This window comes from Paraliomyxa miuraensis (genome assembly GCF_026337845.1).
Lineage (GTDB): Bacteria > Myxococcota_A > Polyangia > Nannocystales > Nannocystaceae > Paraliomyxa > Paraliomyxa miuraensis.
In genome coordinates, this window is the sequence record NZ_JAOVZF010000150.1 from 212,269 (window position 1) to 232,767 (window position 20,499).

Here is a 20,499-nt window from a genome sequence, read left to right on the forward strand (position 1 = left end):
ATGTCGTCGTCCATCCTCTCCCCCGTCATCACCCTGGGCCTGCTCGCGTTCGGCGATCAGCACGAGATGTCGATGCGCGAGCTGCTCGAGCAGGGCGGCCTGGCCATGTACCCGATCTACGGGTGCTCGATGCTGGCGCTGGCGATCTTCGTGCACAAGCTCATCGAGCTGCGTCAGGCGGGCCTGCATCGAGTCGGGTGGCTCGACGGCGTGCTCGCCCACGTGCGCGCGGACGACTACGGCGCGGCCCAGGATGCCTGTCGGGGCCCACGACATCCGGGCGCCCGCGTGGTGCAGGCGGTCTGCCGCGCGCTCGACAAGCGCCCCGAGCAGGCCGAGTCCGAGGCCAAGCGCGTGGGCAGCCTCGAGCTCCAGCGGCTCGAGCGACGCCTGGGCATGCTCAGCCTGCTCGCCCAGATCGCGCCGCTGTTGGGCCTTCTGGGCACCGTGCTCGGCATGGTCGACCTGTTCATGGGCCTGCAAGGGATCGAGCAGGCCAACCTCGCGATCTCGGATCTGGCCTCGGGCATCTGGAAGGCCCTGCTCACCACCGCGGCCGGCCTCACCGTGGCCGTCCCCACCCTCGCCGCCCACGTGTACCTGAGCACGCGCGTCGACGATCTGCGGCTGCAGCTCGGGGACATGGTGGCGCGGGTGTTGTTCGAGGCCGGGCTCGAGGCCCCGACGGAGCGCGTGAGCGAGCGATCGGCCCAACGAGCCGGGAGGCCGCGATGATCGAGTTCGAATCGCGACGCCGCGAGACCCCGGTGCTGAACCTCTCGGCGCTCATCGACATCGCCTTCATCCTGGTGATCTTCATCGTGCTGGGGGCGACGTTCCAGCGCGTGCGAGCGGTGGACGTGGAGCTGCCCTCGGCCGACGCGCGCTCGGAACCCTCGGGCGAGGCGCTGGTGATCAGCGTGCCGCCCGAGGGCCCGGTGCGGTTTGGCGAGCGCCTGGTCGAGCTGTCTGACGTGCGCGCGGCGCTGCAGGAGGCGCGCGCGGGCCATGACTCGGTGGTGCTGCTCGCCGACCGTCAGGCCGACGTACAGCGGGCGGTGCAGATCCTCGCCGATGCCCAGCAGGTCGGGTTCTCGACCGTGTCGCTGGCCACCCAGCCCGGGCTCTCGTCCGGCTCCGCCGCGGGAGGCAGCGCCCCGTGAAGACGGCCCTGTGGGCGCCGCTGTGCGTGACCGGCCTCGCGCACGCGCTGCTGCTCGCGGTGCCGTTGACCTTCGATCCACCGCAGCGACACGAAGATCCGGTGGTGAAGGTGCGGCTGCGGCCGCCGCCACCCGAGCCCGAGCCGCCGCCACCCGAGCCCGAGCCGCCACCGCCGGAGCCCGAGGTCGAGCCCGAGCCGCCCCTGCCCGAGCCAGAGCCTCCGCCCCCCGAGCCCAAGCCCAAGCGCGAGCCCGAGGAGCCACCGCCGCCGGACGCCGAGCCGCCGCCCGCGGAGGTCGAGCCCGATCCACCGCCGCCCTCGCCCGATCCTCCGCCCTCCGATCCTCCGCCGGCCATGACCACCGCGCCCTCGCCCAAGGCGACCCCGGTGCCGGCTCCCGTGCCTGCGGGTCCTCGCGGGATGAGCAAGGCGGCGCTGCGCGCCTACGGCATGGGAGTCCACGGCGCGATGGCCCGCCACCGTCGCTACCCCCCCGCCGCGCTCCAGCAGCGCCTCGAGGGCGTGGCGAAGGTGCGGCTCGTCGTCGACCGACGCGGACGCCTCGTCGGCGACCCCACCATCGCGCGCTCGAGCGGCCATCGGGTGCTCGACGAGGAAGCGCTCCGCATGGTCCGCGTGGCCGCGCCCTTCGAGCCGCTGCCCGACGACGCGGACAAGGACACGATGGTGTTCGTGATCCCGATGGACTTCAGCATTCCGAAGTGACGGGCCGCCAACGCATCAGTTTTGATATTGACTTTCAAAATCTATGCGGTAGCCTGCGGGTCGTGCCCCACCGCCGGGGCCGGAGCACCGACTCGGCTCGTCCCGTTCTCCAGCTCGCGATCTCCCCATGTCCCACCCGCTTCGTCCCCTCGTTCGTACCCCTGTCTGCGTCATCGAGCACTGCACGGCGTGCGACGTGCTGCACCTGACGCTCGGCCCGGTGACCCTGCGACTGGAGATCACCGCGGCGCGCAGGCTCGCATCGGCACTGCAGGAGGCGCTCGCACGGCTCGACGCCCCGGCCCAGCACCCCGCCGGGCGGCCCTCCGACGCTCCGATGCCCAACTGATTGACACCGCGCCGGTCCCCCGGCTACATCGAGCGCGCCGTCGGTTCTCTCGATCGCGAGGTCGGGGGACGCAAGAGGGAACGCGGTGAGAATCCGCGGCTGTCCCGCAGCGGTGAGCAGGAACGAACGTCGCACTCCAAGGCCATCACCGGCCGCCGGCCTCCGTTGGTCGGTGGAGCTCGAGGCACTGGGTCCACGACCCGGGAAGCCGCGATCAGTAGGACGCCCCTTTGCCTGCAAGCCCGAAGACCTGCCGAAGGCCCCCGCCGAGCCACGCTCGTCGGGGTCTCGGCTCGGCCCGCGCGGACGGCCTTCCGGGGTGCTCATCGGCGATCGCCCGCACCCCTTCGTCTCGTGCCCCGAGCCTCCACCGCGAGGACACGGCCACACGAGATGACGACGAAGACACCTTCCTTCCCCGCCTACTTCCTATCGACCCTGCTGCTGATCCCAACGTTGACCACGGCCTGCGGCGATGACGACGGCACCGCCGAGACCGGCGTCGAAGCATCCACCGGGACCGACGCTTCCACCAGCGCCGCCGCGTCCACTGGATCCGAGGAATCCACCGGCGCCGATGAGTCCACCGGCACGGCGAGCCTCGAGATCATCGGCGAGTGGTACGAGGCCCTGTCGCCCGACGATGGCATCACCCACGTGATCACCGAGGCCACGTGGGAGCAGTCGTCGTCGTTCGGCACCTCGCTCTACCACATCGACGCGTTCGACGACGAGGCGCGCTGGGTGGTGGCTCGGGGCGACGCGGCCAACGAGTTCTTCCCCGATCTGTACAGCCGCTTCGACTGGACCTGGGCCAACAACGTGCTCCACTACTGCACCGCGGTGTTCGACGCCGCGACCCCCGAGGATGCGATCGCGGGCGCGGCGAGCAATCCCGACGACCTCGAGATGGGCTGCGGCGGCTTCCCGTGGAGTCCGCTGGTGTCGGCCCAGTAGCGCGTTCGCCTATCGGTCCGGCGTCCGACCCGACGCCGGACCCGACTCCGGATCCGACTCCAAGGGTAGATCCGGCGGCACGTCGGGCAGGCGCCCCAGGAGCGCCCGGCCCAGGTGCACGACGAGGCTGAGCGCCCCGAGCCCGAGCCCCGCCACCACGCCCGCGTCGACGATCCCGCGCCATGGCTGCGACAGCTGCCGCACCGCGAGCACCAACAGCACGATGCCCACCACCAGCAGTCGCGCCACCAAGAGCCCCCGGCGCGATGCATGGAACAGCGACATGCAAAAGAGCGGCGCCAGCAGCACCCAGTGCGGTCGTGGATTGCGGCCCAGGTAGTAGGCCCGCACCACCACGCGCGGCGCAAATCGCTGATGGAAGCCCCGCCACCCCTCGGCGTGCGCGTTGACGAGCACCCACAGGCACAGCACCGTCCACTGAAAGCCGGTGAGCCCGCCCCGGATCGCCTCGAGCACGTAGGGCGTGAGGCGAAACAGCGGCTGCACCACGAGCACCAGCACCCCCAGTACTCCGAAGGCGGCCCCGAGCCGACCGATCGGGCTCATCGGTGCTCCCTCCCCGCACCCCCTTGCGGACGGGGCCGCACGCGCGGTCGAGCGGCCACCAGCCAAGGGACGGAGGTCGGGTGCACGGGGCGTTTATGGCACGACACTCGCCCGGGACCCTCGGGCACCGGCCCACCCCGGCCACAGAGCCGCCCGTGAGCTTGCCCCGCCGGTCCTGCGGGCCTCCTGGCCGCGCGCAACGTCCGCCGATGCACGAACGCCTCGGTCCTGGTAGCACTGCCGCCGCCTTGACCGCGCGTGCGACCGCAGCCGCGGACGAGCTCGATGCTCGACGCCTCATCGTGTCCTCCCTGCTGGCCGTGGCCGGCTTGGTGGCCGTGATCGCGATCCTCGGGGCGTGGTTTCGCGAGCCGCTGTTGCTGGCCGGTCGCTGGTTCGTCGACGAGCTCGGCGGTCCGGGCATCGCGGTGGGGTTCCTCGTCCCCGATGCCTTCACCGTGCCCATCCCCAACGATGCATTCCTGGCCCTGGGGCGAGCCGGTGGCATGCCCACGGTGCCGCTGGTGGCATGGGCCCTGCTCGGCAGCGTGAGCGGGGGCAGCATCGGCTGGCTCATCGGTCGTGCGCTTCGCCGCACCCGTGGTCTGGATCGCTTCCTCACCGGACGCGGCGCGGGGCTGGACCGTGCGCTGCGGCGTCGCGGCCCGTGGGTCGTGGCCATCGCGGCCATCACCCCCCTGCCCTACTCGGTCTCGGCATGGGCGGCCGGCTCCACCGCGATGCCCTACCCCACCTTCTTCGCGGTCTCGCTCCTCCGCGTCGTCCGCATCGTCGGCGCCCTCTACCTCATCGATCTGGGCTTGATGTCCGTCACGTGAGGCCATCGGGGGCTCCCCCCGCCGCGGCGCCCTACCCGTGATATATGGGCCCCGCGATGCCGCGTAGGAACAAGATCACCATCGTCGGAGCTGGAAACGTGGGCGCCACTGCGGCGCACTGGGCCGTGCAGCAGGAGCTCGGGGACGTCGTCCTCGTCGACATCAAGGAGGGCCTGCCGCAGGGCAAGGCGCTCGACCTGGCCGAGTCGGGCCCGGTGATGGGCTTCGACAGCAACCTCGTGGGCACCAACGCCTACGACGCCACCGAGGGCTCGGACGTGGTGGTGATCACCGCGGGCGTGCCTCGCCGCAAGGACCCCGTGACCGGGCAATTCACCAGCCGCGACGAGCTGGTCGACATCAACCGCAAGATCGTCGGCGGGGTCACCCGGGAGCTCGCCCAACGCTCGCCCAACGCGGTGCTGATCTGCGTGTCCAACCCGCTGGACGCCATGTGCCACGTGATGCTGGCCGAGTCGGGCTTCCCCCACCAGCGCGTGCTGGGCATGGCCGGGGTGCTCGACACCGCCCGCTACAAGACCTTCATTGCCATGGAGCTCGGCGTGAGCGTGGAGGACATCCACGGCATGGTGCTCGGTGGCCACGGCGACACCATGGTGCCGCTGCCGTCGCACACCTCGGTGGCCGGGATCCCGCTGCGCGAGCTGATGGCGCAGGACAAGATCGACGCGATCATCGAGCGCACCCGCAAGGGCGGCGGCGAGATCGTGGGCCTGCTGGGCTACTCGGGCTACTACGCCCCCGCGGCCGCGGCCGTGGCCATGGTCGAGTCGATCGTGCGCGACAAGAAGCGCGTGCTGCCCTGCGCCTGCCTGTGCAAGGGCGAGTACGGCTACGAGAACCTGTTCCTCGGGGTGCCCGCGGTGCTCGGGGCCGGTGGCGTCGACAAGATCATCGAGATGGAGCTGGGGGAGAAGGAGAAGGCCATGCTCGAGATCTCGGCCAATGCGGTGCGCGAGGTCGTCTCCCTGCTCCCGTATGGAAAGTAATCGGCCGGCGCGACGGCGAAGGAGGACGAAACCATGAAGATCCACGAGTACCAGGGCAAGGCCCTCCTCAAGGCGCAGGGGGTCCCCGTGCCGCTGTCGCAGGTGGCGTTCTCCGCCGCCGAGGCGGAGCGGGCCGCCCGCGACCTCATCGAGCAGACCGGCAACGAGATCGTCGTCGTCAAGGCGCAGATCCACGCCGGTGGTCGCGGCAAGGGCCGCTTCGAGGAGCACCCCGACCTCGGCGGCGTGAAGGTGGTCAAGGGCGCCGCGGCGGCCAAGGAGATCGCCCAGCAGATGCTCGACAGCACGCTGGTGACGATCCAGACCGGCCCCGAGGGCAAGAAGGTGGGCCGCGTGCTCATCGAGCAGGGCATGGACATCCAGCGCGAGCTCTACGTCGCCGCGACCCTCGACCGCGCCACCGGGCGCACCACCCTGATGGCCTCCACCGAGGGCGGCATGGAGATCGAGGTCGTCGCCGAGAAGACGCCCGAGAAGATCCTGCGCGAGTCCATCGATCCCGCCACGGGGCTGATGCCGTTCCAGGCGCGCAAGCTCGCCTACGGCCTGGGCCTGGCCGACAACGTGGCCAAGAAGATGGCCCGCTTCCTCGGCAAGCTCGCGACCGCCTACGAGCAGCTCGACTGCTCGCTGCTCGAGGTCAACCCGCTGGTGATCACGGGCGACGGCGAGGTGCTCGCGCTCGACGCCAAGGCCACCTTCGACGACAACGCGCTCTACCGCCACAAGGACGTCGAGGAGCTGCGCGACCCCAGCGAGGAAGACCCCGCCGAGCTCGAGGCCAAGAAGTTCGACCTCAGCTACGTCAACCTCGACGGCACGATCGGCTGCATGGTCAACGGCGCGGGCCTGGCCATGGCCACGATGGACATCATCAAGTTCTTCGGGGCCAAGCCGGCCAACTTCCTCGACGTGGGCGGCGGCGCCACCGTCGACCGGGTCACGGCTGCCTTCAAGATCATCACCCGCGACCCCAACCTCAAGGGGATCCTGGTCAACATCTTCGGCGGCATCATGAAGTGCGACGTGATCGCGCAGGGCGTGATCGCGGCCGTCAAGGAGGTGGGCCTGCAGGTCCCCTTGGTCGTGCGCCTCGAGGGCACCAACGTCGAGGAAGGCAAGCGCTTGCTCGAGAACAGCGGGCTGCCCATCACCACCGGCTCGTCGCTGCGCGACGCGGCCAAGAAGATCGTGGAGCTGACGACATGAGCGTTCTGGTCGACAAGGACACCCGCCTGCTGGTCCAGGGCATCACCGGCAAGACCGGCGCCTTCCATGCCCGGCAATCGCTCGACTACGGCACCAAGGTCGTCGCCGGCGTCACCCCGGGCAAGGGGGGCGAGCGCTTCGAGAACGCGGTGCCGATCTTCGACACCGTGGCCGACGCAGTGAAGCAGACCGGAGCCAACGCCTCGGTGATCTTCGTGCCGCCCCCGTTTGCGGCCGACGCGATCATGGAGGCCGCCGACGCCGGCGTGCCGCTCATCGTGTGCATCACCGAGGGCATCCCCGTGGCCGACATGGTCAAGGCCAAGCGCTACCTGCAAGGGCGCCCAAGCCGCCTCATTGGGCCCAATTGCCCGGGCATCATCACGCCCAATCAGTGCCGCATCGGCATCATGCCGGGCTACATCCATCAGCCCGGCAAGATCGGGGTGGTCTCGCGCTCGGGGACGCTGACCTACGAGGCGGTGCACCAGCTGACCACGCTGGGGCTCGGCCAGACCACCGCCATCGGCATCGGCGGCGATCCGGTCAACGGCACCAACTTCGTGGACTGCCTGACCCTGTTCAACGACGATCCCCAGACCGAGGGCATCGTGATGATCGGGGAGATCGGTGGCAGCGCCGAGGAGGACGGAGCCGCGTTCATCAAGGCCAACGTCCAAAAGCCCGTGGTGGGCTTCATCGCGGGCACCACCGCCCCGCCCGGCAAGCGCATGGGCCACGCGGGCGCCATCATCTCGGGCGGCAAGGGCACGGCCGAGGCCAAGCTCGCCGCGCTGCGCGATGCGGGGGTGATGATCGCCGAGACGCCGAGCGACATCGGCAGCACGATGAAGGCCGCGCTCGGATAGCGCGCGGCCCTCATCCGCGGTGGGATGGCCGAACGAGGCCCGCGGACGCGCGTCCGGGGCCTCGTTCGTCGTGGGTCGAGCGAGCGCTCGCCTTGGCTCAGTATCCGCATCACCGGTCCCGAGCGCCACGGAGCTCGGCATCCGGGCCGAGACCGCGCAGCATGGCACCAAGGGGATCAGTGGTGAGGCTCGAGGCCTGGGACTATGCTCGGCTCCGGTGACTTCGCCGCGACAGCTCTGGGACGAGATCTACCGGAGGTTCGATCCCGAGGAGCCCGCGCGCTCGTCGGAGCGCCGGGCGGAGCGCGCCTACAGCCCCGCGGACGAGATCGGGCGCATGCTGCGTCGCAACCGCAGTGACCGCTACGTGATCTCGGGAACTTCGGGCAGCGGGCTGTCGACCGAGCTCTATCGCATTGCCGAGCAGCGCACGAGCGACAGCCTCGTGGTGTTCCTCGACGTGCACGGGCACTTTGCCGAGCACGTGCACGACGTGGCGGCGCTCGACCACGTACAGCCGTGGGAGCTGCTCGTGCTCGTGGGCCTGGCCGTGCTGTCCGCCGCGGAGCGCCGGTTCGGGCATCGATGGACGACCGACGAGCGCAAGGCGCTCGAGGAGGCCGTGGCCGAGCTGGCCGCCGACGATGGCGACGCGCCCGCGATCGACGTGGCCAAGCTCGGCTCGTCCATGGCCGTGCTGGCCGGCGGCGCGGTGGGCGGAGTGGTGGGCACGACGCTGTCGGTGCTGGGCGAAGGGCTCACCGCGGGGCAGTGGTCGCTGCCCATCGGCATCCCTGGGCGTCGAGCTCGGTTCGATCAGGACAAGCCGGTGCGGGCGCTGCTCGACGCGGTCAACCACCTCGTCGATGCACTCCAGACCACCTATGCGCGGCGCTTGACGTTGACCATCGATGGGCTCGACCGGATCCGCAATCGCGACACGGCCGAGGCGCTGTTCGTGCGCTCCAACCTGCTCACGAGCCTGGCGTGCCCCACGGTCGCGGCGGGCCCGCTGGTGCTGTGCCGCAAGGGTCGCCTATCGAGCCTGCAGGGCTGGCAGCCCAAGATCCTGGCCAACGCCCCGGTCCTTCGTCGCGGTCGACCGCTCGACTTCACCGCTCCGGGTGACGGCGTGGCATTCCTCGAGGAGGTGTTTCGTCGCCGCACGCACGACCTCGAGCTCGACGGCTGCGCGATCCCGCCGCCGCTGCTGCGCAAGCTCGCCTACTTCTCGGGCGGCCGCACGCGGGACTTCGTGCGCTTCGTGCGACTGCTCAGCGATCGCTGCTGGGACCGCGAGCTCGCGGTGGCCGACGCCCAGGCGATCGACGACGTGATCGACGAGCGTCGGCGGGTGCTCGAGGCCGGGCTCAACCGCCGCCACGTCGACGTGCTGCGCGCCGTGCTCGAGGATCCCCAGCACATGCTGCCCGACGACGACATCGTCGACGAGATGCTCGACAACTGGTGGCTCCTTCCCTACCCCAACGAGAGCGAATGGTACCAACCGCACCCCCTGCTCATGCTGGTGAAGCTCAGGTCGACTATCACTGGTTGAGCAAAATCGCCCGCTGGTTGCACCTGGGGCGGGAGAAGGTCGCCATCCTCGTCGAGGGGGCGTCGGTGGGTGGCCTGCGGTCGCTCTTGTCGAGCTTGCTGCACGAGGCCTCGCCGCCCGTGGTGTGCTTTCATGCGCCCGAGCTGCTCGACGTGCCCAGCGGCAGCCTGGTGGTGCTCACGGTGCACGAGGCGGAGCTCAACTGGCTCAACCTCAACCGGCCGATCATCGCCAACAAGCGGCTGCGGATCTTGCTGTGGCTGGAATTCCCGCTGCATCGGCTGCGCGGCGGCGCACCGGACTTCTTCGACTGGATCTCGCACGTGGTGCGGTGCCCGAGCCGACCGCCGGAGTTCGCGGTGCGGGGGCTCTTGGCGGCGAAGGCCGCGGGGCGACCCGTGGCGTGGCGAGGACGGGCGCTCGAGGCGGTGATGGATCGGGCGGGGCTCGAGGGAGCGCGCGTCGAGGCGGGGGAGGAATTCTCGGCGCTGGTGGCCCGTCTCGAGCCGCAAGGGAGTGCGGTCCCCGTCTGGGTCGCAGCGCAGGACCCGTGGCATGCGCTCCGGGTCGACGTGGCGACGAGGCACACGGGGTGCTCGTGGTGGATCGTGGATCACCCCGCGTTTCAGGATGATCGCTACGCCGTGGTGCACGACGACGCATCGTCGTGGGAAGCAGCGACCTGGCGCATCGCGGCGCTCCTGCCCGAGGCCGATCGCTCGTGGGCGGCCTGTGCGAGCGCATTGGTCGAGGCCGAGCCGGGCATGGTGGAGCTCGTGGAGCGATCCCTGGTCGAGGGACGATCGATCGCCGAGCTGTGCCACGCCCTCGCCCACGCCAAGGATCCGCTGGACGTGCTCTCGGAGCGCTCCACGTCCGACGAGGGAGGGTCCAACCTTGGCGCCGAGCGGAGGCTCCCCCCGGGATGCCGGGAGTTGATGAAACGGCACGCCCATGCGCTGGAGACTGGGCGAGCGACCGCATGGATCAGGGCATCCGATGCTGCCTTGGCTGCCGGCCATCCCGACCTCGCCGAGTCCTTCGCCGTGCGCGCATTCACTCGGGCAAGCCGCGAACGAGCACGCCTCCGAGCCCGCATTGCTTGGGCCGCTGCGTGCCATGCGAGGGGACGGTATTCCGAGGCACACGAGCGATTCCATGAAGCCATGGAGCGGTTGGGCCGCGCGTCGCCGGGTGACCCACTGCTTGCGCTCCTCCTCACCGAGCAGGCGGCGGCGCTGGACCGGGAACGACGCCATGCCGAAGCCAGGGTAGAGGCGGCCCAAGCCATCACGACGTGGCACAGCTCCGCCCGTGCATCGATGCGCGCCTTCCTCGAGGCCCTCCGCCTCCATGGCCGTAGCCTGGCAGCTCTAGGAGATCACCAGGGTCTCGTCGCATCGCTCGCCGAGCATGAGGAGCACTGGCCAAGCGGCGACTCGGGTCGGATCCACCTCATGCTGGAGCGGGCTCGATGTGGCGACCGCGCGGCCAAGGAGCAGTTGGCCCAGGTCCTTGCGCGCTCGCCTCCACGCGCGGCTCTCGTCGCGGTCGCGATCGATCTCGCCCTGCTGCACCCCGACGACTCACCCCGCGCGACGGTGGGCGGCTGTATTCGTGCGCTGCGGCTCCTGCAGCGGCGCTACGGAACCACCCTGCATCCCCAAGCCATCGACGCCCGCTGCGTGGCGGGTCGTGCCCTCGCAGCGGACCACCCGCAGTGGGCCGAGGCCTTGCTTCGGCGAGCGCTGACCGACAGCGAGATCCTCTACCACGGCGCTCCGCACCCCCAGACGGCAGACGTGGCGCTGGAGCTGGCCGAGGTCGAGCGTCGGCGCGGTGACCTGGCCGCCTCACAGGCCTTGGTCGAGCGTGCAGAGCGAGCTCGGGGCGGCGTCGGGGTGTTCCATGCCGCGCGAGGAGAACCATCGACCACCCCGAGCGCGGCCGCCATGCACCGCGTGTTGGCGGCCGTCGGCGGAGCGTCCCATCGAGAGAGCGACGAGATCCTCCTCGACCGCGCCCGCAGCGGTGACTTTCACGCTCGCGAGCTCCTGGCTGCGCGCTACCTACCATTGTTGCGGCGGTTCTTCGCGACGACGGTCGACCCCGACCGAGTCGACGACCTCGTCCAGCAGACGTTCCTCCGGTTCTTCTCCGCGCTGGACCGATTCGAGGGCCGCTCGAGCCTCAGGACTTACTTGTTCATGCTGGCCCGCTACGCGCTTCAGGATCACTTCCGCATGCGCAGCCGTTACCGCCGAGGGCAGCTGCCGCCCGAGGATCCGAACGATCGACGCGAGGGCTCGCTCCCCACCCCCGAAGAGGCGCTCGCCGAGGCGTTCGAGCGTCGCGCGCTAGCCGCGGCGCTCCGCCAGCTGTCGCACGAGTACCAGATGCTCCTCTTCCTGCGCGACTTCGAGGATCTCTCGTTTCCCGAGATCGCGCGCGTGCTCGACATCCCCGAGAGCGCCGCGAGGTCCAGGATGCGAAGGGCCATGGCGTTCCTTCGCGAGTCCCTGATGCGGGCCCTGTCCGATCCGGAGATCGAGCTGCCGGACGAGCTCGACGATCCGATGGCCGAGTGGTCGTCCCAGATGCGTGGGTCGATCGGACAGGCCATGGGCTAGCCAAGCTCTGCCACGACACCCGCGTCGCGCTCGCTCGCTCACCCCGGGTGCCAATCCCCGGGGAACGCCGATCCAGGGCAGCGAGCGCGGACCCGCCCGCATGACATCCGCGTCACCCTTGCGACGAGTCGCCGTGCCGCCTAGCTTTGTCGCAGCGCTTCGGCGCGCGACTGCATGGCTCGGAGGCGATCAGGGTGGCTCGGCGCCGCGGTTCCTTGGACCGCCGCGCTGCTCGGCTGCACGGCGACGGCCGGGTCGAACCCCTGCGGGCCCGGGGCTGCGTTCGACGACGCGAGCGAGCGTTGCTTCTGCGAGCCCGGATTCCACGGCAATCCCAACGTGAGGTGCCGGCCCCACGAGGACCTCTGCGCCGAGGCCAGCGAGCGCATGGGGCACACGGTCTGCGTCCACGCCATCGACGACGACGAGCAGTGGACGCGGCTGTCGGTGGGCGGCGGTGCACCGCTGGGCGGCATCGAGCGCATGGGCAAGTACCTGGTGCCGCTCGATGGCCAGGCCCGCCTGCCCACGGTGCTGTCCAACGCCAACCTCTACCGGCTGCACTACTGCCTGATGTCGGTCGGCTTCGCGCCGCAGTTCCCCGGGCTGACGCCCGGCGGGTACGCGCGGCTCATCCTCACCCACGCGGGCCGAGAGTTCTACGCGGGGGCGCTCTACGAGCTGCAGACCCCCGATCCGGCGCGCTTTGGGTTCTCGGTCGAGGCCGCGGCTCGGCCCGAGGAGCAGCTCACCCCCGACGAGATCTACACCGTGTACCGACAGCTCTCCGACCGCTTCGCGCCTGGCGAGCTGGGCTACATCCCCTACGGCGCCGCGCAACAGCTGGCGGCGGCCGCGTGGAGCGATCCACCGTTCCCCGTGCTCAGCCCCAACGCGCAGGACGTGCCCTACGAGGTCTACACGCCCGGCATCGCCTACGGGCGAGTCCGGCTGCAGACGGCGGGCCCGGGGTCCGAGGACGGCTCGGCCGCCCACGGCTGGCAGGACATCGTGGTGTTCGAGGAGGTCCCCATCGATCTCGAGGGCGTGCGGGCCGCGGCCGTGACCGGCCAGCGTCAGGACGTGCTGAGCCACCTGAACGTGCTCTCGGCCCAGCGAGGAACGCCCAACGCCCACGTGCACGACGCGATCGAGGCGTTCTCACCGTTCGAGGGCCAGCTGGTGCGGCTCGAGGCCCAGCAGTACAACTACACGCTGACCGAGGCCACGCAGGAAGAAGCCGAGGCCCACTGGCAGATGGTGCGGCCCCACGTGGAGGTCGACAATCCCGCCCAGCTCGACTACGTCGAGCTCGACGCATTCGACGAGATCCCCACCGCCACCGCGCAGGAGCGCTCGCTGGCGCGGGCTCGCTTTGGCGCCAAGACGGTGGGGCTGGCGGTGCTCTCGCGGCTCCTCGACCCCGCCCTGCGGACTCCGGGGCTCGGGGTGCCGTTCCACTACTACGACGAGTTCATGACCAGCAACACGTGGTCGGTGGACGTGGGCGACGGGCCGCAGAGCCTCAGCTACGCGCAGACCATCGAGGCCTGGCTCGGCGACGAGGCGTTCCGCACCGACGCCACCGTCCGCAAGGATCGCCTCGCGGCGTTGCGCAGCGAGATGCGAACCAACGGAGCGGTCTCGCCCGCGCTGGTGCAGGCCCTGCACGACCGCATCGTCACCGAGTTCGGCAGCAACACGGTGATGGTACGCATGCGATCCTCCTCCAATGCCGAGGACACGCCCAGCTTCAACGGCGCGGGCCTGTACGATTCCACCAGCGCGTGTGCAGCCGACTCCATGGTCGAGGGCGATCCCGGAACCTCGGCATGCGATCCCGACAAGGACCTGCGTACGCTCGAGCGGGGCCTTGTCGAGGTCTGGTCGAGTCTGTGGAACTTCGGCGCGTTCGAGGAGCGCGACTACTACCAGCTCGACCACACCAAGATCGCGATGGGAGCCACGATCTCGCTGCGCTACGAGGGCGAGCACGCCAACGGGGTCGCGTTCACCGGTGATCCCATCGATCCACGCTCGCCGCGCTTCACCGTCAATGCCCAGCTCGGCGAGGTCGACGTGGTCAGCCCCACCCCGGGCGTGACGGCGGAGCTGTCGCTGCTCACCATGCAGGACGGTCAGGTCGCGGAGATCGAGCGCGTCGTCGCCTCCACGCTGGTCCCAGCGGGGCAGGTCGTGCTCGACGACGACCAGCTGCGCCAGCTCGGGGCCGTGATGGCGCAGCTCCAGGCCACCTACCCCGTCGACGCGGAGGTGGAGGCCATGCTACCGCCGATCCTCGATCTCGAGTTCAAGATCACCAGCGACGATGCGCTCGTGATCAAGCAGATCCGTACGTTTCAGCCGTCGCTCTACGCGCCGGACACCACTTGCTTGGATTCGCCATGAAGACCTCCACCTCGCTGCTCCTGCTGTGCTCCTTGCTGTCCACGACCGCCTGCCTCGGCGGCACGCTCGACGACGGAGGACAGACCGACACCGATGCCGACACCGACACGGATGACACCACCACCGGTCCCCCCGTGCCCCTGCAGTGCGGGTACGGAGGCGAGATCCTCGAGGACGGCGATCAGGTCGACTCTCCCGATGGCTGCGTGTCCTATCTGTGCCAGGGGGGTGGCCTGAGCATCGTGGAGGACCGGCGGGTCACCATCGACGGCGACCTGCCGCTCGCGTCGCAGGAGGCCGTGGACGAGCAGAGCTGCCTGGGCGTGGTGCAGGGCACCGTCACCATCTCGGGGACCGCGGCCGACCTGACGCCGCTGGCCCCCCTCTACCGCATCGACGGCGAGCTCCAGGTCATCGGCAGCGCCGCCACCAGCCTGACCGGGCTCGAGGGGCTCACGGAGGTGGGCAGCCACATCACCATCGCCGACAACGCGAGCCTCACGGCCTTGAGCTTGTCGTACTACTTGAGCGCGTTCGGGGACGTGACGATCCAGAACAACGACGCGCTGACCTCGCTGGCCGGGGCCGAGTTCATCGGGCAGTGTGGCAACTGCATCGCGGTCTCGCACCGGCCGGGGGCGCTCGCCGATCGGCTCGATGCGCAGGCCGAGCCGGCCGGCGACGGTGGGGCCGATCAGCCGCCGGGCGGCAACTTCTACGGCAACATCCTCATCGCCGACAATGACGTGCTCGCCGACGTGTGGGCCATCAGCAACCTCTACTGGGCGTGGGCCAACGTCACCTTCCGCAACAACGCGGCGCTGACCACCCTGGTGGGGCTGCAGTTGAACCAGGTCCAGGGCAACCTCGAGATCAGCGACCACGCCGCGATGCCCACGGCAGATGCGGAGGCGTTCGCGGCGGGGATCGCCGTGCAGGGGACCACGACGATCTGCGGCAACCAGGGTGGAACGCCGTGCGGGTAGCCCGGCAACTGCGCCCGGCGTGAGCTTTGGTCGACCTCGAGCGGCTGCAACCAGGCTCGCCTCGCTCCGTCGCACGTCGTACACGACCGACGTTCCGCACCCGTGGAGCCGAGCTTGGCCGGCCCACGGAGCGACCGAGAGATTCGAGCATGTTGAAGCGCACGATCCACCTGACCCTGACCACCCTCGGCCTGAGCCTGGCCCTCGCCAGCGCGTGCGACTCCGATCCCCCTGCCGGCGACGGGACCGGGACCGACACGGACGGCACCACCGGCGAGCCCACGAGCACTACCGAGGAGACGGTCGACTCGTCGGGCGGCAGTGATCCCTGTGAGAGCTGCTCCAGCGATGCCATGTGCGTGATGGACACCTGCACGTGCAACAGCGGCTTCGCCGGCGACGGCTTCACCTGCACCGACACCGACGAGTGCGAGGCAGGCTTCGACGACTGCGACGCCAACGCGACCTGCACCAACACCCCTGGCAGCTTCGAGTGCGCCTGCAACCGGGGCTTCGTGGGCGACGGCCAGAGCTGTGAGCCTGCCACCAGCTGCGCCGACGATCCCTGCGACCCCAACGCCGAGTGCAGCGACACCCCCGACGGCTACGAGTGCGTGTGCAACGACGGCTTCGAGGGCGACGGGACCGTCTGCGGCGACGTCGACGAGTGCGACGACGGCCCCTGCGACGCCAATGCGGCGTGCAACAACACCGATGGCAGCTTCGAGTGCGTGTGCAACGACGGCTACGCCGGGGACGGCACGACCTGCGACGACGTCGACGAGTGCACCACCGCCCCCTGCGATCCCAACGCCACCTGCAGCAACTCCGACGGCAGCTTCGACTGCACCTGCAACCCGGACTTCGCCGGCGATGGCTTCACGTGCATGGGCACGCTGGACTACTTCGACACGTGCATGGTCCCCGACGTCTGCGCCTCGGGCCTGTGCATCGCCGCTCCCTACGATCACTGCAGCGAGCTGTGCAACCAGGCCATGGCCGACGACTGCAACATCAACGTGGGGGTCAATGGCTTCTGCGTGCCGATCGGTGGGGGCGACTTCGCGTGTGTGGGCAACGTCGACACCGGGCTCGACAACGAGGCCGCGACGCTCAACCCGGGCGACTCGGCGCTGCGCAGCATCGGCACCCTGACCGACGTCGACATGTTCCACCTGAACCTCGGCGCGGGTGACTACCTGCTCGAGGTCACGCCCAACCCCGACGACAACATCCAGGTCGAGGTCTTCGATACCATCGGGCAGCCCGTGGCCATCCTCAACGAGGGCGGAGCGGGTGCGGTGGAGTCCACCGTGCTCAGCTCGGGGGGAGCGATCGTCGCCTTCGCCCTGGTGCGCAACGTGGGCGTCTCCACGGGCACGTACACGATCGCGCTGGGCACGGCCATGTAGCCCGAGCACGACGTCGGCGGCTATCCTCACCGCGATGCTGCGCCACCGGGGACTCGTGCTCTGCTCGCTGGGGGCCCTGGTGGCCGCGGCATGCGCCCGCGACCGCACGCCGCAGCCACCGACGACGGCCACGACGCGCCCCGCGTCCGTTCTCGACCATCCATTCGTCTACGTCGGCAGCGGCACGCGACCGGGAGCGATCGAGCCCGTCGTCGCCCTCGATGCCAGCCGGCCTCGAGCACCGGCGACGATGAGCTGCGCGCTGTGGTTTGGGCGCGACGTGACTCCGAAGCAGCGTCACCCCCTCGAGCAGCGGCTGCCCGCGGCGCTGGGTGGCCAGATCACGTGGGGTGCCCGCTTCGTGCTCGTCACGGCCGACGCGCACCTCGACCAGCGCCTGGGCGAGGCGGGGATCTCGGCGCTGGCCGAGGATCTCGACGCCTGGGTCCTGGCCGCGCACGACCTCGAGCCGCTCGTGTTCGCGATCCGCGAGGGCGTGGGGGCGAGCACGGATCCCGACAGCTGGCATCGCCAGAGCATGCACGCGGTGGAGGATCGGGTGTTCCCCGCGCTGCACGAGTGGTTTGCGGCCCATCCGCCCCAGACCGCCGGCCCGCAGGGCCGGGCCGTCGCCACGATCGTGCGAACGCTGCTGCGCTTCGTCGACGCCCATCAGGAGCGATGGATCCGTGCCTACCAGGATCGTCGCTGGTTCCAGCTCGTCGATCGCTCGCTGGGGCACGATCTCGCAGCCGACATCGAGAACACGGGCGCCGTCCTCGATGCCGATCTTCCCACGGCGGATCAGCGCGACCTCGCGTACGGCACGGCGCTCCAGATGGCGCTGGCGGCCCGAGGACGCCCGGGGATGGGCGATGGCCAGAGCGCACGGCTGTTGGTCGAGGTCGTGCGCGACCACGTGCTCCCCGACCCGTGGGTCGGCGAAGCGGTGGGGATCATGGCCCGCGCGTTTGCGACCAGCCGAGGGCCCAAGGCCGGAGCGACGATCGCCGAGGTCTGCCTCGACGTGCCCACGTGCCCGGCCGCGACGTACGCCGACGCGGTGCACTGGTGGATGGAGGCAGGACACCCCGACCAAGCCCGCCAGGCCCTGAGCAAGGGCGAGCAGCGATGGCCAGACCATCCCGCCTGGGCCGAGCTCGGGTCTCGACTGCAGCCCCTGACGAAGGCCGCGCCTGCGCCCGAGGAGACCCCACCATGAAGGCATGGATGCTCGCGATGGCCCTGCTCATGGGATGCGCACCCGCAGTCGTGTCGCTCGAGGGGGCACCGGCGCGTTCGCGCCGCAAGACCGCCCATGCACGCCCCGCCCGCATGGGTGGTGCGGTCCGCCCCTCATCGAACGCCCCGCGGTGCCCGGCCGACGCTCCGTGTCCGGTGCAGGTGTCGGTGTCGATCGAGCTCCCGCCCACGGCCACGGTGACCAGCGTGGCGCTGGCAGCCGACCACACGGGCTACGTGGGCACGCGCGGCTGGCCCTCGCGTACGGATCCGACGGCGGGCGGCCGCGGCCAGGTCATCGAGATCGGTGCGCAGGGCCTCGCCCGCGCCCACGACGACGTGCTACCGGGCTCGATCCTTCGAACCGATGCAGCCGGCCAGCCCGTGGTGATCTCTCGCCCATGGGCAATGGTGCTGCAGGAGCGCGGCTGGCTCGACGGCTCCCATCCGCGCACGCTGGGCACGTGGCCGCGCCGCGTGCTCGACGTGGACGTGCGGGGCGTCGAGCGCCTGGAGAGCTTCGACGCTCGGGTGGGCCCTCGGGGCGTCGTCGCCCTGCTGAGCAGCCGCCAGACCTTCGGGCAGTTTCCCCTGCTGCTGGCACGATCGACCGACGATGGAGGCTGGACCGTGGACGCGCTCGATCCCAGACCGGCCCGTGGCCTGGCCGCGTTCGATCTGACTCCCGACGGGCGTCCCTTCGCCGTCTGGGTGGCGCAGTCGACCGATCCAACGGGCGTGGCCATCGTCGCGGGCTTCGTGGGCAGCGACCCGGTGACGGTGGTCGGGCCGCCCTCGGCCGCAGCGGCTGCCGTGAGCGTGATCGACGTGCTCGCGCCCACCGACGGCCAGCCCGCGCTGGTCTCGCTGGCCATCGGCAACGAGCTCCACCTCGCTCGCCTCGCCCCCGACGGTCCCATGCTCCGCGAGGTGGTGGCCGCGCGGGGCACCGAGCACGATCCCCAGCGGTCGTACCCCCTGGGCACCACGCACGAGGAAGTCACGGGAGTCCCCGAGCATCACCTCCTGCTGCGCACGGGCCATCGAGCCCGACTGGCGTGGATCGGCCAGCACGTCGAGCGCGTCCATCATTGCCGAGAGGAGGTCACCGAGGTCGGCCCGATCGTGGCATGCAACGACGAGCACGCCGAGAGCAGCTCACGGATCCACGTGGTTGGCCTCGACGACGACCTACAGCCGGTCGATCCGCTCGTGGTGGACCTCGCGCCCGCCCAGGTGCACCGCATGGTGGGGGCGGCACGACCGGACGCGGTGGCCCTGGCCGTGCTGCGTGGGGTCGACGCCGACCGAGCGGCGCTCGACTACGTGGTCCTGTCCATGCGCGACTGATGCCGCGCCGGGTCGCTCCCCGACCCGCCCGTCACTCGTAGAACATCCCGCCCGGGGTCAGGTCCACGTGGAAGTGGTTGTCGTGATCGGCGTTGTACTCGGGCGTGAGGATGATGTTCCACGTCATCGTCTCCCACAGCACATCGGTGAACCCCCGCAGCCACTGGCCCTCGGGGGTCACCGGCATGGCCACCCCGTCCTCCCAGTCGGCGAGCACGGTGAGCTGGGATCCGTCGTCGAGCACGAAGCCGGCGATGTCGATGGCGCGTGCCTCGGCATGGTTGCTCAGCGTCGAGGTCCCCGCGATCACGCGGCAGTTGTAGGTCCCGTAGTGAATGATCTCGTGCGCGCCGATCGGCGCCATGTCCGTGGCGATCTGGGCCGTGTCGGCGATGGCGATCGCCGTCTCGCACGCCACCAGCACCGGATCGGTGTCCCCTCCCCCACCCCGCAAGTCCACCCCCAGCACCGGGCTGTAGAGCAGCACCGGATCCACGATGATGCAGTCGAGCTCGGGGTGGCCATCGGGATGGTCGAGTTCGTGGGTGGTGGGCACGAACGCCACCCCGCGATCCACCAGCGCGTGCTGGCACGCGGTCATCGGCTCCCAGTAGCCCTCGGGCACGCACACCCCCGCGGTGGTGCCGGGCTCCATGAAGCGCGACAGCGCCGCGCACTCGTAGCCATCGCGGCAGCCATTGCCGGGCAGCAGCTCCGGGTCGCACTTGGACAGGCAGTAGCCCGTGGGCTCGATGCCGACGTCGCTGCCGTCCACGCAGAACGTCTCGGGCGCCCCGTCGAGATCGGGGCACAGCATCGCGCACGACTGCGAGCACGTGCCGCACGGGAATCCCTCGTCCTCGCGCAGACAAAGGCCCCCCTCGTAGGCGCAATCGCCGTCCTGCATGCACGGGCCCCCGATCCAGGGAGTCATCCACGGAGTGCAGTCGTAGCTCTGCCCGGTGCTCGACTCGTCCACGCCGGTGTCCAGGGTGGTGTCGACGGCATCGGTGGTGGTGGTACCGGGGCCGGTCTGCGTGGGTACGGAGGCCGTGCCGTCGCTCGTGGACCCGGGGAGCGGGCCCGTGCCGTCGGGCTCCCATGCGTCATCCCGGGCGCCCGGGGTGTTGCAGCCACCGAGCCATGCGAGCACGACCCATCCCCTGTTCCGCAGCCGAACGATCCCCACCGCGGCATCCT

At 70.3% G+C, this 20,499-nt stretch carries 17 protein-coding genes, 1 pseudogene and 1 riboswitch; of the genes and pseudogenes, 16 read left to right on the plus strand and 2 right to left on the minus strand.

What is annotated here, in order from left to right; translation table 11 throughout:
• The 5 genes from OEB96_RS17740 to OEB96_RS17760 all read left to right on the plus strand — a co-directional run bounded on the left by OEB96_RS17740 (position 1) and on the right by OEB96_RS17760 (position 3,197).
• A complete protein-coding gene (locus OEB96_RS17740) occupies positions 1-735 on the plus strand; it encodes a MotA/TolQ/ExbB proton channel family protein (RefSeq protein ID WP_266217193.1) in 735 nt (244 codons plus the stop codon).
• Positions 732-1,163: an ExbD/TolR family protein gene (locus OEB96_RS17745; RefSeq protein WP_266217194.1), complete on the plus strand. Its 432-nt coding sequence runs from the start codon at positions 732-734 to the stop codon at positions 1,161-1,163. Before OEB96_RS17740 ends, OEB96_RS17745 begins: the two co-directional genes overlap by 4 nt.
• Positions 1,160-1,891, plus strand: a complete 732-nt coding sequence (locus OEB96_RS17750) for an energy transducer TonB (RefSeq protein WP_266217195.1) — start codon at positions 1,160-1,162, stop codon at positions 1,889-1,891. Before OEB96_RS17745 ends, OEB96_RS17750 begins: the two co-directional genes overlap by 4 nt.
• Before the next feature lie 127 nt (positions 1,892-2,018).
• Complete coding sequence (locus OEB96_RS17755) at positions 2,019-2,240, plus strand: hypothetical protein (RefSeq protein ID WP_266217196.1); 222 nt, start codon at positions 2,019-2,021, stop codon at positions 2,238-2,240.
• A 24-nt stretch (positions 2,241-2,264) separates the two neighbouring features.
• A riboswitch (cobalamin riboswitch) is annotated at positions 2,265-2,512 on the plus strand.
• A 121-nt stretch (positions 2,513-2,633) separates the two neighbouring features.
• Positions 2,634-3,197 carry a hypothetical protein gene (locus tag OEB96_RS17760; RefSeq protein WP_266217197.1) on the plus strand — a complete coding sequence of 188 codons (564 nt, stop codon included), beginning with the start codon at positions 2,634-2,636 and terminating at the stop codon, positions 3,195-3,197.
• Positions 3,198-3,206: 9 nt separating this feature from the next.
• On the opposite strand, the gene OEB96_RS17765 is transcribed toward OEB96_RS17760, so the two are convergent.
• Entirely contained in the window at positions 3,207-3,764 is a 558-nt protein-coding gene (locus tag OEB96_RS17765; RefSeq protein WP_266217198.1) for a hypothetical protein, read from the minus strand.
• 248 nt (positions 3,765-4,012) lie between these two features.
• Between OEB96_RS17765 and OEB96_RS17770 the strand changes: the two genes are divergently transcribed.
• The 11 genes and pseudogenes from OEB96_RS17770 to OEB96_RS17820 all read left to right on the plus strand — a co-directional run bounded on the left by OEB96_RS17770 (position 4,013) and on the right by OEB96_RS17820 (position 19,299).
• Entirely contained in the window at positions 4,013-4,603 is a 591-nt protein-coding gene (locus OEB96_RS17770) for a YqaA family protein (protein WP_266217199.1), read from the plus strand.
• A gap of 56 nt (positions 4,604-4,659) precedes the next feature.
• Complete coding sequence (gene mdh / locus OEB96_RS17775) at positions 4,660-5,613, plus strand: malate dehydrogenase (protein WP_266217200.1); 954 nt, start codon at positions 4,660-4,662, stop codon at positions 5,611-5,613.
• 27 nt (positions 5,614-5,640) lie between these two features.
• Positions 5,641-6,843 (plus strand): annotated as a pseudogene (sucC, locus tag OEB96_RS17780) (ADP-forming succinate--CoA ligase subunit beta); the annotation flags it as partial.
• Positions 6,840-7,712, plus strand: coding sequence for a succinate--CoA ligase subunit alpha (gene sucD / locus OEB96_RS17785; RefSeq protein WP_266217202.1), 873 nt, complete (start codon positions 6,840-6,842; stop codon positions 7,710-7,712). The pseudogene sucC and the gene sucD, both read left to right, overlap by 4 nt.
• Before the next feature lie 217 nt (positions 7,713-7,929).
• Entirely contained in the window at positions 7,930-9,270 is a 1,341-nt protein-coding gene (locus tag OEB96_RS17790) for a hypothetical protein (RefSeq protein WP_266217203.1), read from the plus strand.
• Entirely contained in the window at positions 9,267-11,900 is a 2,634-nt protein-coding gene (locus OEB96_RS17795; protein WP_266217204.1) for a sigma-70 family RNA polymerase sigma factor, read from the plus strand. Before OEB96_RS17790 ends, OEB96_RS17795 begins: the two co-directional genes overlap by 4 nt.
• A gap of 339 nt (positions 11,901-12,239) precedes the next feature.
• A complete protein-coding gene (locus OEB96_RS17800; RefSeq protein WP_266217205.1) occupies positions 12,240-14,309 on the plus strand; it encodes a PEP/pyruvate-binding domain-containing protein in 2,070 nt (689 codons plus the stop codon).
• Positions 14,306-15,295 carry a hypothetical protein gene (locus OEB96_RS17805; protein ID WP_266217206.1) on the plus strand — a complete coding sequence of 330 codons (990 nt, stop codon included), beginning with the start codon at positions 14,306-14,308 and terminating at the stop codon, positions 15,293-15,295. Before OEB96_RS17800 ends, OEB96_RS17805 begins: the two co-directional genes overlap by 4 nt.
• Before the next feature lie 149 nt (positions 15,296-15,444).
• Positions 15,445-16,707 (plus strand): calcium-binding EGF-like domain-containing protein, encoded by a 1,263-nt coding sequence (locus OEB96_RS17810; RefSeq protein ID WP_266217207.1) that lies wholly within the window; start codon positions 15,445-15,447, stop codon positions 16,705-16,707.
• Between the two features lie 34 nt (positions 16,708-16,741).
• Positions 16,742-17,929, plus strand: a complete 1,188-nt coding sequence (locus OEB96_RS17815; RefSeq protein ID WP_266217208.1) for a hypothetical protein — start codon at positions 16,742-16,744, stop codon at positions 17,927-17,929.
• Positions 17,926-19,299 carry a hypothetical protein gene (locus OEB96_RS17820; RefSeq protein WP_266217218.1) on the plus strand — a complete coding sequence of 458 codons (1,374 nt, stop codon included), beginning with the start codon at positions 17,926-17,928 and terminating at the stop codon, positions 19,297-19,299. The genes OEB96_RS17815 and OEB96_RS17820 overlap by 4 nt, the downstream gene beginning before the upstream one ends.
• Before the next feature lie 31 nt (positions 19,300-19,330).
• Here OEB96_RS17820 and OEB96_RS17825 read toward each other — a convergent pair whose 3' ends face one another.
• Positions 19,331-20,452, minus strand: coding sequence for an extensin family protein (locus OEB96_RS17825; RefSeq protein WP_266217220.1), 1,122 nt, complete (start codon positions 20,450-20,452; stop codon positions 19,331-19,333).
• Positions 20,453-20,499 lie beyond the last annotated feature (47 nt).